The organism is Streptomyces sp. NBC_00461 (genome assembly GCF_036013935.1).
Taxonomy (GTDB): domain Bacteria; phylum Actinomycetota; class Actinomycetes; order Streptomycetales; family Streptomycetaceae; genus Streptomyces.
Map to the genome: position 1 here is coordinate 8,144,696 of NZ_CP107902.1, position 13,356 is coordinate 8,158,051.

The 13,356-nt window shown below is 70.6% G+C and carries 11 protein-coding genes; 9 read left to right on the forward strand and 2 right to left on the reverse strand.

The genetic code is table 11. The features are described 5' to 3' along the window. Positions 1–3 precede the first annotated feature (3 nt). From OG870_RS37755 to OG870_RS37795, 9 genes are all read left to right on the forward strand, one after another. A complete protein-coding gene (locus tag OG870_RS37755; protein WP_266591341.1) occupies positions 4–1,362 on the forward strand; it encodes a ThuA domain-containing protein in 1,359 nt (452 codons plus the stop codon). Positions 1,363–1,488: 126 nt separating this feature from the next. Continuing rightward, positions 1,489–2,814, forward strand: a complete 1,326-nt coding sequence (locus tag OG870_RS37760; RefSeq protein ID WP_327691943.1) for an inositol-3-phosphate synthase — start codon at positions 1,489–1,491, stop codon at positions 2,812–2,814. Beyond that, on the forward strand, positions 2,811–4,073 hold the full coding sequence (locus OG870_RS37765; RefSeq protein WP_327691944.1) for an SCO3242 family prenyltransferase: 1,263 nt from the start codon (positions 2,811–2,813) through the stop codon (positions 4,071–4,073). The genes OG870_RS37760 and OG870_RS37765 overlap by 4 nt, the downstream gene beginning before the upstream one ends. Beyond that, the gene (locus OG870_RS37770; RefSeq protein ID WP_327691945.1) at positions 4,070–5,044 is read left to right on the forward strand and encodes a sugar phosphate isomerase/epimerase family protein; all 975 of its coding nucleotides are present in this window, start codon (positions 4,070–4,072) and stop codon (positions 5,042–5,044) included. The genes OG870_RS37765 and OG870_RS37770 overlap by 4 nt, the downstream gene beginning before the upstream one ends. 62 nt (positions 5,045–5,106) lie before the next feature. Then, positions 5,107–5,832 carry an EboA domain-containing protein gene (locus OG870_RS37775; protein ID WP_266843282.1) on the forward strand — a complete coding sequence of 242 codons (726 nt, stop codon included), beginning with the start codon at positions 5,107–5,109 and terminating at the stop codon, positions 5,830–5,832. Beyond that, positions 5,832–6,680, forward strand: coding sequence for a TatD family hydrolase (locus OG870_RS37780; protein ID WP_266525333.1), 849 nt, complete (start codon positions 5,832–5,834; stop codon positions 6,678–6,680). Before OG870_RS37775 ends, OG870_RS37780 begins: the two co-directional genes overlap by 1 nt. Positions 6,681–6,683: 3 nt before the next feature. Next, on the forward strand, positions 6,684–7,889 hold the full coding sequence (eboE, locus tag OG870_RS37785; RefSeq protein ID WP_266591350.1) for a metabolite traffic protein EboE: 1,206 nt from the start codon (positions 6,684–6,686) through the stop codon (positions 7,887–7,889). Beyond that, positions 7,886–9,283, forward strand: coding sequence for a nucleotide pyrophosphatase/phosphodiesterase family protein (locus tag OG870_RS37790; RefSeq protein ID WP_266843279.1), 1,398 nt, complete (start codon positions 7,886–7,888; stop codon positions 9,281–9,283). The genes eboE and OG870_RS37790 overlap by 4 nt, the downstream gene beginning before the upstream one ends. A gap of 100 nt (positions 9,284–9,383) precedes the next feature. Next, complete coding sequence (locus OG870_RS37795; protein ID WP_266843277.1) at positions 9,384–10,430, forward strand: sugar phosphate isomerase/epimerase family protein; 1,047 nt, start codon at positions 9,384–9,386, stop codon at positions 10,428–10,430. Positions 10,431–10,540: 110 nt separating this feature from the next. Here OG870_RS37795 and OG870_RS37800 read toward each other — a convergent pair whose 3' ends face one another. Then, positions 10,541–11,947, reverse strand: a complete 1,407-nt coding sequence (locus OG870_RS37800) for an OFA family MFS transporter (protein ID WP_266591356.1) — start codon at positions 11,945–11,947, stop codon at positions 10,541–10,543. 1 nt (position 11,948) lies between these two features. Next, complete coding sequence (locus tag OG870_RS37805; protein ID WP_266843274.1) at positions 11,949–13,337, reverse strand: OFA family MFS transporter; 1,389 nt, start codon at positions 13,335–13,337, stop codon at positions 11,949–11,951. Between the last annotated feature and the right edge of the window lie 19 nt (positions 13,338–13,356).

Sequence of the window (13,356 nt, forward strand, 5' to 3'; positions counted from 1 at the left end):
GTGATGCGCTCAACCAACCGACTGGCAACCGCCGTTGTGGGTGCCGCGCTGCTCCTCGGCTGTGTCTCGGGGCCCGCCTCCTCACACACCGGCGGGCACCCCGCCGACGACGGGAAGCGGGTTCTGGTCTTCTCCCGGACGGCCGGCTTCCGGCACGACTCCATCCCGGTCGGCGTCGAGACGGTGAAGCAGCTGGGCGAGAGCGGCGGCTTCGCGGTCGACGCGACGGAGGACGCGGGCGCGTTCACCGCGAAGAACCTGCGCCGCTACGACGCCGTCGTGTTCCTGTCGACGACGGGAGATGTGCTCGACGCGACCCAACAGAGCGCCTTCGAGGGCTACATCCGGCACGGCGGCGGCTACGTCGGCATCCACGCCGCCGCGGACACCGAGTACGACTGGGCGTTCTACGGCGGCCTCGCCGGCGCCTACTTCCAGTCGCACCCGGCGATCCAGCCCGCGACGGTCGACGTCGAGGACCGCTCCCACCCGGCGACGTCGGCACTGGCGCGGACCTGGAACCGCACCGACGAGTGGTACAACTACCGCTCGAATCCACGAGAGCGCGCCCATGTCCTGGCCTCGCTCGACGAGTCCTCGTACACCGGCGGCACCATGAACGGCGACCATCCGATTGCCTGGTGCCAGAACTACCAGGGCGGCCGCGCCTTCTACACCGGCCTCGGCCACACCAAGGAGTCGTACGCCGAACCCGCCTTCCGACAGCACCTGTCGGGCGGAATCCGCTGGGCGATCGGCGACGCACAGGCCGACTGCCGGCCGGAGAACGGCTACCGGCCGCTCTTCGACGGTTCCGCCGCGTCCCTGGCCGGCTGGAAACAGGCGGGCCCCGGCTCCTTCACCCTCGACGACGACGGCACGCTGACGTCGTCGGGCGGCATGGGCCTGCTCTGGTACTCCGCGTCGCGCTTCACCTCGTACTCACTGAAGCTCGACTGGAGGATGACCGGCGCCGACGGTGACGACAACTCCGGCGTGTTCGTGGGCTTTCCGCCCTCGGACGACCCGTGGTCGGCCGTGGACAACGGCTACGAGATCCAGATCGACGCCACCGACGTACCCGAGAAGACGACAGGGTCCGTCTACGGCTTCCGATCCGCCGACCTGAAGAAGCGCGACCGTGCGCTGAACCCGCCGGGGGAGTGGAACACGTACGAGATCCGGGTGGAGGGCGAACACCTCCGCATCTGGCTCAACGGCGTGAAGATCAACGATTTCACCAACACCGATCCGGCCCGGAGCCTCGCCGACGGACACATCGGCCTCCAGAACCACGGAGCCGACGACCAGGTGTCCTTCCGCGACGTCCGCATCAAGGAACTGCCCGGCAAGGGCAATTGAGCGACGACGGGCGGGGGACGCCGGACCCCCGCCCGCCGTCTTCCAGCCCGGTATCTCGTCCAGCACCGATAGCCCGTCTCGGGGGCGTGCACGAGGCACAGGACGCGCTCGACAAGGAGGCTGCCCATGTCCGCGTCTGTTTCCGATTCCGATTCCGATCACGTTTCTGATTCTGATTCCGGTTCCACGCCGCGCGTCGGCGTTTGGCTGATCGGGGCGCGTGGCTCCGTGGCGACCACCGTCGTTGCGGGCTGCGCCGCCCTGGCCGCGGGCCTGCAACCGCCCACCGGTCTGGTCACCGAGACACCCGTCTTCGCAGGGGCCGGACTGCCGCCGCTCGCCTCCCTCGTCTTCGGCGGACACGACACCCTGGACTGCCCCCTGCCCAAACGCGCGGAGGCACTCGCGGCAGGCGGTGTCCTTCCCGTCGGCCTCCCCACGGCAGTGGCGGCCGAACTGGCCGCCGCCGACGGGGAGATCAGACCGGGCGGACCGACCCCCGGCGACACACGGAGCGAAGAGGAACTGATCGCCGCCTTCGCCGCGGACATGACCGACTTCGTACGGCGAGGCAGCCTGGCGTGTGCCGTGGTGGTGAACGTGGCCTCCACCGAGCCCCCGGCCACGGGCTCTGCCCTCCCGCCCAGCTCCCTCTATGCGGCGGCGGCCCTGCGCGCGGGCTGCCCGTACGTCAACTTCACCCCGTCGACCGGTCTGCACCACCCCGCTCTGGCGGACGCGGCGGCATCGAGCGGCCTGCCGTACGCGGGACGCGACGGCAAGACAGGCCAGACGCTGCTGCGTTCCGTCCTCGGCCCGATGTTCACCCAGCGGGCCCTCGCGGTTCGCGCCTGGTCCGGCACCAATCTGCTCGGTGGAGGCGACGGCGCCGCCCTGGCCGACCCGGCAGCCGCCGCGGCGAAGAACGCCGGCAAGGAACGCGTCCTCGCCGACACCCTCGCCGCCACCCCCGAGGGCGAGGTCCACATCGACGACGTGCCCGCGCTCGGCGACTGGAAGACCGCGTGGGACCACGTCGCCTTCGACGGGTTCCTCGGCACCCGCATGGTTCTCCAGACCATCTGGCAGGGCTGTGACTCGGCCCTGGCGGCCCCCCTGGTACTCGACCTGGCGCGGCTGCTCGCCCGAGCCGACGAAGCCGGGCTGTCCGGCCCGCTCGCTGAGCTCGGCTTCTACTTCAAGGACCCGGTGGGGGAGGGACCTTCGGCGCTGGGAGAGCAGTACACGGCTGTGACCGGGTTCGCGGGGCGGCTGTCGGGTTCTCGGAGCGGTGGCGAGGTTGCTGGAGGAGGGGGACGAGGAGGGGGAGGGAGAGAGGACGGGAACGGGGGCGGGCGGGGTGTCGGTTCCGGTCGTGCCGGCGGTTCCGGTGGTTTCGGCCGAGCCGACGGTTCCGGTCGTACCGGTCGGCGGCTGGGGGAGTTGTGGTGAGCCCGGCGCGGAGAAGCGCCCACCGCCTGAACCGCGGCCGTGCCTGGGCCGAACTGCTGCGTCTCCCGGCCCTGTTCACGGTTCCGGGCGACGCTCTCGCCGGAGCGGCGGCTGCCGGCGCGGCCCCGAACTCGCGCACCCTGCTCGCCATCGGCTCCTCCCTGTGCCTCTACGAAGCCGGCATGGCCCTCAACGACTGGGCGGACCGCGAGGAGGACGCCGCCGAACGCCCCCACCGCCCCCTGCCCTCAGGCCGCATCCACCCGGCCGCCGCCCTGTCGACGGCCTGCGCTCTCACCGGAACGGGATTCGCCCTCGCGGCCCGAGCGGGCCGCCCCGCTCTCACCGTCGCCGTACCCCTAGCGGCCACGGTCTGGGCATACGACCTGACCCTGAAGCACACCCCGACAGGACCCGTCGCCATGGCCGCGGCCAGGGCACTGGACCTCCTCCTCGGCGCCGCCGCCACAACGGGCCGCACCCGCGAGGCGCTGGGTTCCGCGGCACTGCTCGGCACCCACACCCTCGCGGTGACGGTCGTATCCCGTCAGGAGACGAGATTCGGCTCACCGCTGGCACCCTTGGCGGCCCTCGCCGCCACCGGGGTGCTGGCCCGGCTGGTCGCGCGCCGTACTCACCGCCCCCCGGCAGGCCCGCAGGAAGCAGCCACCCGCGGCCTGCCGGGAACCGGAGCGGAGGTCTTCGCAGCCGGCATGACCCGACACCGCCGGATCGGGCGCGGCATTGGGCGCGGTCCGGCAGAACCGGACGCAGCCGCGACCAGTCCGCACGGCTCGTTCGGTGCGCAGGGTGCGCAGGGTGCGCAGGGTGCGCAGGGTGCGCAGGGTGTGCGGGGTGCGCCGGGTGTGCATGGTGCGCCGGGTGTGCGGGGTGTTCGGGGTGCTCCGGCTGTTCCCTGCGGCACCAACGCCCCGTCAGAGGCGGCCACTTGGCGTCGGTTCACCGCTCAGGGAGCCAATCGGGCCCATCAAACCGTGCTGTCGCAGCAAGCAGCCGCCACTGCCCTGCGCCTGGCCCTCGCCGCCGCCTACGCGGCAACCCCCGCCCGCTCCTACTTCCACGCCACCCTCAACCCTTCACCCCCACTCACCCAACGAGCCGTCACCGGCGGCATCCGCGCCACGATCCCCCTCCAGGCCGCACTCACCGCCCGCTCCGGCGCCGGTGCCACCGCCCTGCTCGTCGCAGCTTTCGCCCCGCTCGGCAGAAGGTTCGCGAGGAAGGTGAGCGTCACATGAGCCACCCGCAGGCCCGGCGCCCGAGGAGCAGCGACCGCAACCCAGAGTCGGTTGATCGCGAGGCGCATGGCCACCTCCGCCGCAGCGCTCCCGCCACCTCCCTCCGTTTCGGCTACGGCACCAACGGGCTCGCCGACCTCCGTCTCGACGACGCCCTCGCCCTGCTCGCCGACCTCGGCTACGACGGCGTCGGGCTGACCCTCGACCACATGCACCTCGACCCGCTGGCCCCCGACCTCACCGCCCGCACCCACCGGCTGGCCGGGCGGCTCGGCGCGCTCGGTCTGGGCGTGACCGTGGAGACGGGCGCCCGCTACGTGCTCGATCCGCGGCGCAAGCACGGCCCCTCGCTGCTGGACCCGGATCCGGACGACCGGGCCCGACGCGTCGGCCTGCTGATCCGCGCCGTCCAGGTCGCCGCCGACCTCGGTGCCCACGCGGTGCACTGCTTCAGCGGGATCACACCGGCAGGGACGGACACCGACACGGCGTGGAAGCGCCTGGCCGAGGCGCTCACCCCCGTCCTGGACGTCGCCGCCACCGCCGGCGTCCCCCTCGCCATCGAGCCCGAACCGGGCCACCTCCTTGCCGCACTCGCCGACTTCCACCGACTCCGCGCCCTCCTCGGCGACCCCCAGGACCTGGGTCTGACCCTCGACATCGGCCACTGCCAGTGCCTCGAACCGCTCTCTCCCGCCGGATGCGTACGCGCCGCTGCCCCCTGGTTGCGGCACGTCCAGATCGAGGACATGCGCCGCGGCGTCCACGAACACCTCCCTTTTGGAGACGGCGAGATCGACTTCCCGCCCGTCCTCGCGGCCCTGGCAGCGACCGGCTACCAAGGCCTGACCGTCGTCGAACTGCCCCGCCACTCGCACGCGGGCCCCCACTTCGCCGAGCACTCCCTCCCGTTCCTCCGCCGCGCGGCCGAAACAGCCGTCGCCCTCCCCGACACCGCCCCCTCCCCCTGAGATCCCTCCGCCACCCCCTCTCACGGCGATCCCTCCGCCACCCCCGAAGGGAGCAGCACCGCATGACGCACCCGAACACCACCTGGGACACCCCCGCGGCAGACCTTCCGGGCACCACCCCCGCCCTCACCTCGCCGACCGACCTGCACGAGCACCTGACGGCCCACCTCGGCGGAGCCGCCCGCGCCTGGCTCGACCAGGCCCTCGACGAGGCCGCAGCCCATCCCGGCATCCACGGGCCCATCTCCGTGTGGGAGCTGCGCGTCGCCGAAGCCGGACGCCGGTGCGGACCCGAACACGCCGACGCCGCCCGCGTGCTGATCCTGCACGCAGCCCGCGCCGGCACCGGCGCCCTCACCCGTGTCTACTTCCAGGGCACCGCCGCCGAACGCCGCTCCGTCCTGCACGCCCTGCCCCACCTGGTCGATGGCCCCGACGCCCTACCGCTGGTCGAGGACGCCCTGCGCACCAACGACACCCGCATCCTCACCGCCGCCGTCGGCCCGTACGCAGCCCGGCACCTCGCTCCCCACCACTGGCGTCACGCCGTCCTGAAGTGCCTCTTCACCGGCGTGGCCGTCGACGAGGTCGCCGACCTGGAGCGCCGCGCCCACGCCGACTCGGAACTCGCCCGCATGCTTCGCGACTGCGCCACCGAACGCACCGCTGCGGGCCGTCCCGTGCCCGAAGACCTGCACCGCGTCCTGACCCTGACCGACCCTACGGCCACCCCACCCACGCACGCCGTCCGGCACGGCGTGCGCGGCACCGACGGCAAGGAGTCCTGATGCGCATCTTCGACCCCCACATCCACATGACGTCACGGACCACCGACGACTACCAGGCCATGCACGCCGCGGGCGTCCGTGCCGTCGTCGAACCGGCCTTCTGGCTCGGTCAGCCCCGCACCTCACCCGCCTCCTTCTTCGACTACTTCGACTCCCTTCTGGGCTGGGAGCCCTTCCGCGCCGCCCAGCACGGCATCGCCCACCACTGCACGCTCGCCCTCAACCCCAAGGAGGCGAACGATCCGCGCTGCGTGCCCGTCCTCGACGAACTGCCCCGCTATCTCGTCAAGGACCAGGTCGTGGCCGTGGGCGAGATCGGCTACGACTCGATGACCCCCGCCGAGGACACCGCCCTCGCCGCCCAGCTCCAGCTCGCCGCCGACCACGAACTGCCCGCGCTCGTGCACACCCCGCACCGGGACAAGCTCGCCGGACTGCGCCGCACCCTCGACGTCGTGAAGGAGTCCGCGCTCGCCCCGGACCGCGTCCTGGTCGACCACCTCAACGAGACCACCGTCAAGGAAGCCAAGGACAGCGGCTGCTGGCTCGGATTCTCCGTCTATCCCGACACCAAGATGGACGAGGAGCGGATGATCACGATCCTGCGCTCCCACGGGACCGAGCAGGTGCTCGTGAACTCCGCCGCCGACTGGGGGCGCAGCGATCCCCTCAAGACCCGCAGCGTCGGCGACCTGATGCTGGCCGAGGGCTTCACGGAGGACGAGGTCGACCTGGTGCTCTGGCGCAACCCCGTGGCCTTCTACGGACTCAGCGGCCGTCTGAACCTCGACATCGCCGCCACGGAGGCCACCCACGAGGGCAACTCCGTCCTGCGCGGCGGTGCGTGAGCCATGCGATTCCGCCACCCCGACGGCACCACCGTCCACCTCGCCTACTGCACCAACGTCCACCCGGCCGAAACCCTCGACGGTGTCCTCGCGCAACTCCGTGACCACTGCGAACCCGTCCGCCGCCGCCTCGGCCGCGACCGCCTCGGCATCGGCCTGTGGCTCGCCAAGGACGCCGCACACGCCCTCGTCACCGACCCCTCCGCCCTGCGCGGCCTGCGCACCGAACTCGACCGGCGCGGCCTCGAGGTCGTCACGCTCAACGGCTTCCCCTATGAGGGCTTCGGCGCCGAGGAGGTCAAGTACCGCGTGTACAGGCCGGACTGGGCCGACCCCGAGCGCCTCGACCACACCACCGCCCTGGCCCGCGTCCTCGCCGGACTCCTCCCCGACGACGTCACCGAGGGCACCATCTCCACCCTGCCGCTCGCCTGGCGCACCGCCTATGACGAAGGCCGCGCCGAGAAGGCCCATGCGGCCCTCCTCACCCTCGCCGAACGCCTCGACGCCCTCGACGAACTGACCGGCCGCTCCATCCGCGTCGGCCTCGAACCCGAACCCGGCTGCATCGTCGAAACCACCGGCGACGCCCTCGCCCCGCTCACCGCGATCTCCCACCGGCGCATCGGGATCTGCGTCGACACCTGCCACCTCGCCACCTCCTTCGAAGACCCGCACACCGCCCTGGACGCACTCACCGAGGCCCGTGTCCCCATCGTCAAATCCCAGCTCTCAGCTGCCCTGCACGCCGAGCAGCCCCATCTCCCCGAGGTCCGCGCAGCCCTCGCCGCCTTCGACGAACCCCGCTTCCTGCACCAGACCCGCATGTCTCCCCCTCTCCACTCCGCGCGAACGGGAGCGACCCCCACCGCCGCCGGTCCGCGTGGCACCGACGACCTCGGCGAGGCCCTCGCGGCCGACGCCCTGCCCGACGAGGCACCCTGGCGCGCCCACTTCCACGTCCCGCTGCATTCGGCCCCCGCCGCGCCCCTCACCTCCACGCTCCCCGTACTCCAATCCGCGCTGACCCGGCTCGTGGGCGGCCCGCATCCGCTCACCCACCACCTCGAAGTGGAGACCTACACCTGGCAGGCGCTGCCACCCGGCCTGCGGCCCCGCGGCCGCGCCCAGCTCGCCGACGGCATCGCCGCCGAACTCACCCTCGCCCGCGACCTGTTGACGGACCTCGGTCTGAAGGAACTCCCATGAGCACCCACCGGGCCGGCCCGGACCCCACCCCGCTCCTCGTCCTTGACGTCGTCGGCCTCACCCCCCGCCTCCTCGACCACATGCCTCACCTCAAGACGCTCGCCCAGTCCGGTTCCCGGGCCCCACTCGGCACCGTCCTGCCCGCCGTCACCTGCGCCGCCCAGTCCACCTTCCTCACCGGCACCCACCCCTGCGAACACGGCATCGTCGGCAACGGCTGGTACTTCCGCGAGCTCGGCGACGTACTCCTGTGGCGGCAGCACAACGGACTGGTCGCCGGAGACAAACTCTGGGACGCGGCCCGCCGAGCCCACCCCGGTTACACGGTCGCCAACATCTGCTGGTGGTACGCCATGGGCGCCGACACCGACATCACCGTCACCCCCCGTCCGGTCTACTACGCCGACGGCCGCAAGGAACCCGACTGCTACACCCGACCCACGGCCCTGCACGACGAACTCACCGAGAAACTGGGCACGTTCCCCCTCTTCCACTTCTGGGGCCCCGGCGCCGACCTCGTGTCCAGCCAGTGGATCATCGACGCGACCCGCCACATCATGGGCACCCGGCACCCGGACCTGACGCTCTGCTACCTCCCCCACCTCGACTACGACCTGCAGCGCTTCGGCCCCGACGACCCGCGCTCCCTCAAGGCGGCCGCCGACCTGGACTCCGCCCTGGCCCCGCTCCTGGACGACGCCCGCACCGAGGGCCGTACCGTCGTCGCGCTGTCCGAGTACGGCATCACCCGCGCGGACCGCCCCATCGACATCAACCGGGCCCTGCGCCGCGCCGGACTGCTGGAAGTGCACACGCAGGACGGCATGGAGTACCTCGACCCGATGGCGTCCCGCGCCTTCGCGGTCGCCGACCACCAGATCGCCCACGTCTACGTGCGCCGCCCCGAGGACCTCGAAGCCACCCGCGTGGCACTGTCCGACCTGCCCGGAATCGAGCAACTCCTCGACGACGAGGGCAAGAAGACCCATCACCTCGACCATCCGCGCTCCGGCGAGCTGGTCGCCGTGGCGGAGCCGGACGCCTGGTTCACGTACTACTACTGGCTCGACGACGCCCGTGCGCCCGACTTCGCGCAGCTCGTCGAGATCCATCGCAAGCCCGGCTACGACCCGGTCGAGTTGTTCATGGATCCGCTCGACCCCTACGTCAAGGTCAAGGCGGCTACGGCGCTCGCCCGCAAGAAGCTGGGCCTGCGCTACCGGATGGCGGTCGTGCCCCTCGACCCATCACCTATTCGAGGCAGCCACGGACGCCTCCCTGCGAGCGACGACGACGGTCCGCTGCTCATCTGCTCCACCCCCCGCGCTGTCGGCGACCGCGTCGCGGCCACCGATGTGAAGTCACTGCTGCTCCAACTCGCCGGTCTCACCTGACAGACCGGCCTCACCGGCCCGTCCGATCCAGGGGATCCGACTGGTCACAAGTGAAGCACTCACCTCTGACAACGCCCTCCGACACCGAGGAGTTCCAGGCATGAGCCGCATCAACCAGACGGATCCCGAACTCGCCCACCGCCTCACCAGACGAGGCATGCTAGGCGTTGCCGCGGGCGCCACCGCCGCCGCGCTGCTGGGCGCCGCCGCGTCCCCCGCCACCGCGTCTGCCGCCACTGCGGCCGACGCCTCCACCGGCGGCCGCGGACGTCCCGTCCTGCCGCCCGGGCGTCTCGGCATCCAGCTGTACAGCCTGCGCGACAAGGTCTCCACGCTGGGCTTCGCACCCGTCTTCGCCGAACTGGAGAAGTACGGGTACGACGAGGTCGAGTTCGCCGGATACACCCAGGGCTCCGCGGGCCCCATCACCCTCGCCCAGCTCAGGCGGCTGGCGAGGAACCACGGCCTCAACCCGATCGGCAGCCACGTCGGCTACTACGCCGCCGACCCCAACGCCTACACCTTCGCCCAGAACCTCACCCAGGTCCTGGACGACGCCGAGGCCCTCGGCCTCAAGCACATCGGCACCGCATCCGGTCCGGGCCGCTACGGCAACACCGTCGACGGCTGGAAGCGAGCCGCCGAGGAATTCAACACCTACGGCGCCGCGGCCAAGGCGCGCGGCATGAAGTTCTACCAGCACAACCACTCCGACGAGTTCGGCTTCGCCACCGACAACCCCAAGGTCCGCCTCTACGACGTGCTGCTCGCCGAGACCGACCCCCGTCTCGTGTACCTGGAGATGGACATCTTCTGGGCGTACGCGGGCCAGTTCCGTTTCTCGACGCGGCCCGACGGCAGCCCCGCGCCCTTCGAACCCCTCGACTACGTACTCAAGCAGCCCCACCGCTACCCGCTCTTCCACGTCAAGGACGGAGTGAGCGACCCGGCCAACGAGTTCGGCTACCGCATGGTCGACGTCGGCGACGGCGACATCGACTACCAGAAGTTCATCTCCGCGGTGACCCGACTGCGCGGCGAGCGCCTCGCCCACCACTGGCAGACCGAACACGACCAGCCCACCGAGTCGTTCACCTTCGCCCGCCGCTCCAGCGCGTACCTGCACTCCCTGTGCGAGAAGTGCTGAGCCGCACGGTGCCCCATGGACATGGGGCACCAGAGGCGTAAGGACGACCCATAGACGTGAGGAGGCCCTCCCCACAGCCGGGGAGGGCCTCCTCACGCGCGCGCGTGCCGTCAACCCGCGGGCTGCGGCTGCGGAGTCAACGCGTCCGCGCTGCTGTGCCCCGGCTGCCGCAGCAGCAGCGCGATCGCCGCCGCGACCATCGAGACGCCGCCGGCCAGCGCGTACGCACCGTTGTAGCCCCAGGCCGCGACCACCATGGAGCCGAGTCCGCCGCCGAACAGGCCGCTGACCAGCTTGCCGCTGTACACCAGCCCGTAGTTGGTGGCGTTGTAGTTCTCCCCGAAGTAGTCCGGAGTGAGCGCCGCGAACATCGGGTAGAACGCGCCGCCGCCGAAGCCGGAGAGGAAGGCGAAGAACAGGAACATCCACTCGCTCTTCATCTCGCCGGCCAGGATCACGCCGAACTGGGCGAGCCCCAGGACGACGATGACGAACACCAGGGTCGACTTGCGGCCCCACTTGTCGGACAGCCAGCCGACCACGCCGCGTCCGACGCCGTTGATGACCGCCATGACACCCATCGAGGAGGCGGCCACGAGCGGGCCGAAGCCGACGTCCTTGGCGTAGTCGACCTGGAAGGAGATACCGAAGATCGACACACCGGCGGTCATCACGATGGCCACCCACATCAGGGGCAGCATGCCCGTCCTGATGGCCTCCTTGGGCGTGAACTGCCGTACCGCCGGAGGGTTCTTGGCCAGGCTGTCAGCGTTCTTCCGGCTGCCGGAGAACGTCAGCGGGTCGATGTCCGCGGGCCACCAGTTCTTCGGCGGGTCCTTGAAGACGAACGCGCACCCGATGACGACGATCATCACGTAGCAGCCGATCAGGTCCAGCACGCGGTGGTAGTTCGCGGTGTCGAAGGCGTAGTTGAAGATGAAGATGAACGGCAGCGATCCGTAGGCGAAGCCGCCGTTGACGAAGCCGGTCCTGGCGCCGCGCCGCTCGGGGAACCACTTGCCGACCATGTTGATGCAGGTCGCGTAGACGAAACCGGAGCCCAGGCCGCCCACCACTCCGAAGCCGAGGATCGCCAGCCACACGTTGCCCAGGTGCGACAGGGAGAGGAAGCCGATCAGGCACATCCCTGAACCGAGGTACATGGCGTTGCGCGCCGTCAGGATGCCCTTCTCGCGCATCCAGCCCGCCGGGAAGGCGATGCCCGCCTGGAAGAACACCCAGACGCTGAGGATCCAGAAGGTGTTGCTCTGCGTCCAGCCGTGCGCGTGGGACAGGGTGTCCTCCGCGGAACCGTACGCGTATTCGGAGACGCTGATGGCCATCATGGCGATCCACGGGAGATAGACCATGAACGTGCGGGAGTGGCCGAGGATGTCGCGGTCGCTCTCGCCGACGCGATAGACGCGGCCGTGGGAGTCGGTCACTTCACGGTAGGAACGGTGTGCGGCGTCGGGGTCTGCCGACGAACTGCCGGCTGCGATGGGGTCCGCGGTCATGTCAGGCCATCTCCTCGCCGAGCGGGTGCGGGTTGGGGACGATGCGCCGGGCCTTCGGCCTGCCCGGGGACTTCAGGAAGAGCGCCAGTACCGCCGAGGCCAGGCCGATCGAACCGGCCAGCACGAACGCGCCGTGGTAGTCCCACGCGCCGACGACGACCGCGCCCATACCGGAGCCGACGAGCCCGGAGATCAGCTTCGAGCTGTAGACGATTCCGTAGTTGGTGGCGTTGTTGTTCTCGCCGAAGTAGTCGGCCGTCATCGCGGCGAACAGCGGGAAGATCGCCCCGCCGCCGAAGCCGGAGATCATGGAGCAGAACAGGAAGAACGGCATGCTCCCCGTCTGGCCGGAGACCAGCACGCCGAACTGCGCCGAGCCGAGCACGATGCACACGATGATCAGCGTGTTGCGGCGCCCGTAGCGGTCGGAGATCCAGCCGACGACACCGCGTCCGGTGCCGTTGACGACGGCCTTCAGGGACATCGCAGTGGCCACGATCCCGCCCGCGAATCCCATGTCCTTGCCGAACGGCACCTGGAAGGCGATGCCGAAGATGTTGATGCCGGCCGTGCACAGCAGACAGAACCACATCATCCACAGGACGGGTGTGCGGGCGGCCTCCTTCGGGGTGTACTGCTTGACCGCCGGCGGGTTCTTCTCCAGCGCCCGGCGGATCTTCGGGTCGTCGGTCATCTTCAGCGGGTCGACGTGCGGGGGCCACCAGTTCTTCGGCGGATCCCTGAAGACCCAGCCGGCCGCGGCCACCACCAGGCACAGTCCGATGCCCACACAGACGAGCACGGTCCGGTAGTTGCCCAGGTCCATGTACGAGGTGAACAGGAAGACGAAGGGCACGGACCCGTAGGCGAAGCCGCCGTTGACGAAGCCCGTCTTGCCGCCCTTGCGCTCCGGATACCACTTGCCGACCATGTTCACGCAGGTCGCGTAGACGAGACCGGCACCGATGCCGCTGCACATGCCGAAGCCGAAGTAGGCCACGGCCGCATTCGGCGCGTACGCCAGCGCCAGATAGCCCAGCAGCGTGCCGGCGGCGCCGATCAGCATCGCCGTACGGGCGGGCAGTTTGCCGCTCTCCCGCAGCCGCCCGGCGGGGAAGGCCACGGCCGCCTGGAAGAACACCCAGACGCCCATCAGCCAGAAGATGTGTCCGCTGCTCCACAGATGAGCCTCGCGGAGCGTGTCCTCCGCCGAGGTGAACGCGTACTCCGCGGAGCTGATGCCCATCATGCCCACCCAGGGCAGGATGACCATCCACTTGCGTGTTCGGCCCATGATGTCCGTATCGGACTCGCCGATCCGGTACGTGCGGCCGTTGCGATCCGTCACCTCCCTGTAGAGGACGGACGTCGAGTAGTCGGTGGTTGTCATCGCTCAGTGCCCCTTGCGT

Excerpts from the sequence above, each read along its gene's own strand:
- OG870_RS37755 (WP_266591341.1), top strand. The coding sequence starts at position 4 with ATGCGCTCAACCAACCGACTGGCAACCGCCGTTGTGGGTGCCGCGCTG.
- OG870_RS37760 (WP_327691943.1), top strand. The coding sequence starts at position 1,489 with ATGTCCGCGTCTGTTTCCGATTCCGATTCCGATCACGTTTCTGATTCT.
- OG870_RS37770 (WP_327691945.1), top strand. The coding sequence starts at position 4,070 with ATGAGCCACCCGCAGGCCCGGCGCCCGAGGAGCAGCGACCGCAACCCA.
- OG870_RS37775 (WP_266843282.1), top strand. The coding sequence starts at position 5,107 with ATGACGCACCCGAACACCACCTGGGACACCCCCGCGGCAGACCTTCCG.
- OG870_RS37780 (WP_266525333.1), top strand. The coding sequence starts at position 5,832 with ATGCGCATCTTCGACCCCCACATCCACATGACGTCACGGACCACCGAC.
- eboE (WP_266591350.1), top strand. The coding sequence starts at position 6,684 with ATGCGATTCCGCCACCCCGACGGCACCACCGTCCACCTCGCCTACTGC.
- OG870_RS37790 (WP_266843279.1), top strand. The coding sequence starts at position 7,886 with ATGAGCACCCACCGGGCCGGCCCGGACCCCACCCCGCTCCTCGTCCTT.
- OG870_RS37795 (WP_266843277.1), top strand. The coding sequence starts at position 9,384 with ATGAGCCGCATCAACCAGACGGATCCCGAACTCGCCCACCGCCTCACC.
- OG870_RS37800 (WP_266591356.1), bottom strand. The coding sequence starts at position 11,947 with ATGACCGCGGACCCCATCGCAGCCGGCAGTTCGTCGGCAGACCCCGAC.
- OG870_RS37805 (WP_266843274.1), bottom strand. The coding sequence starts at position 13,337 with ATGACAACCACCGACTACTCGACGTCCGTCCTCTACAGGGAGGTGACG.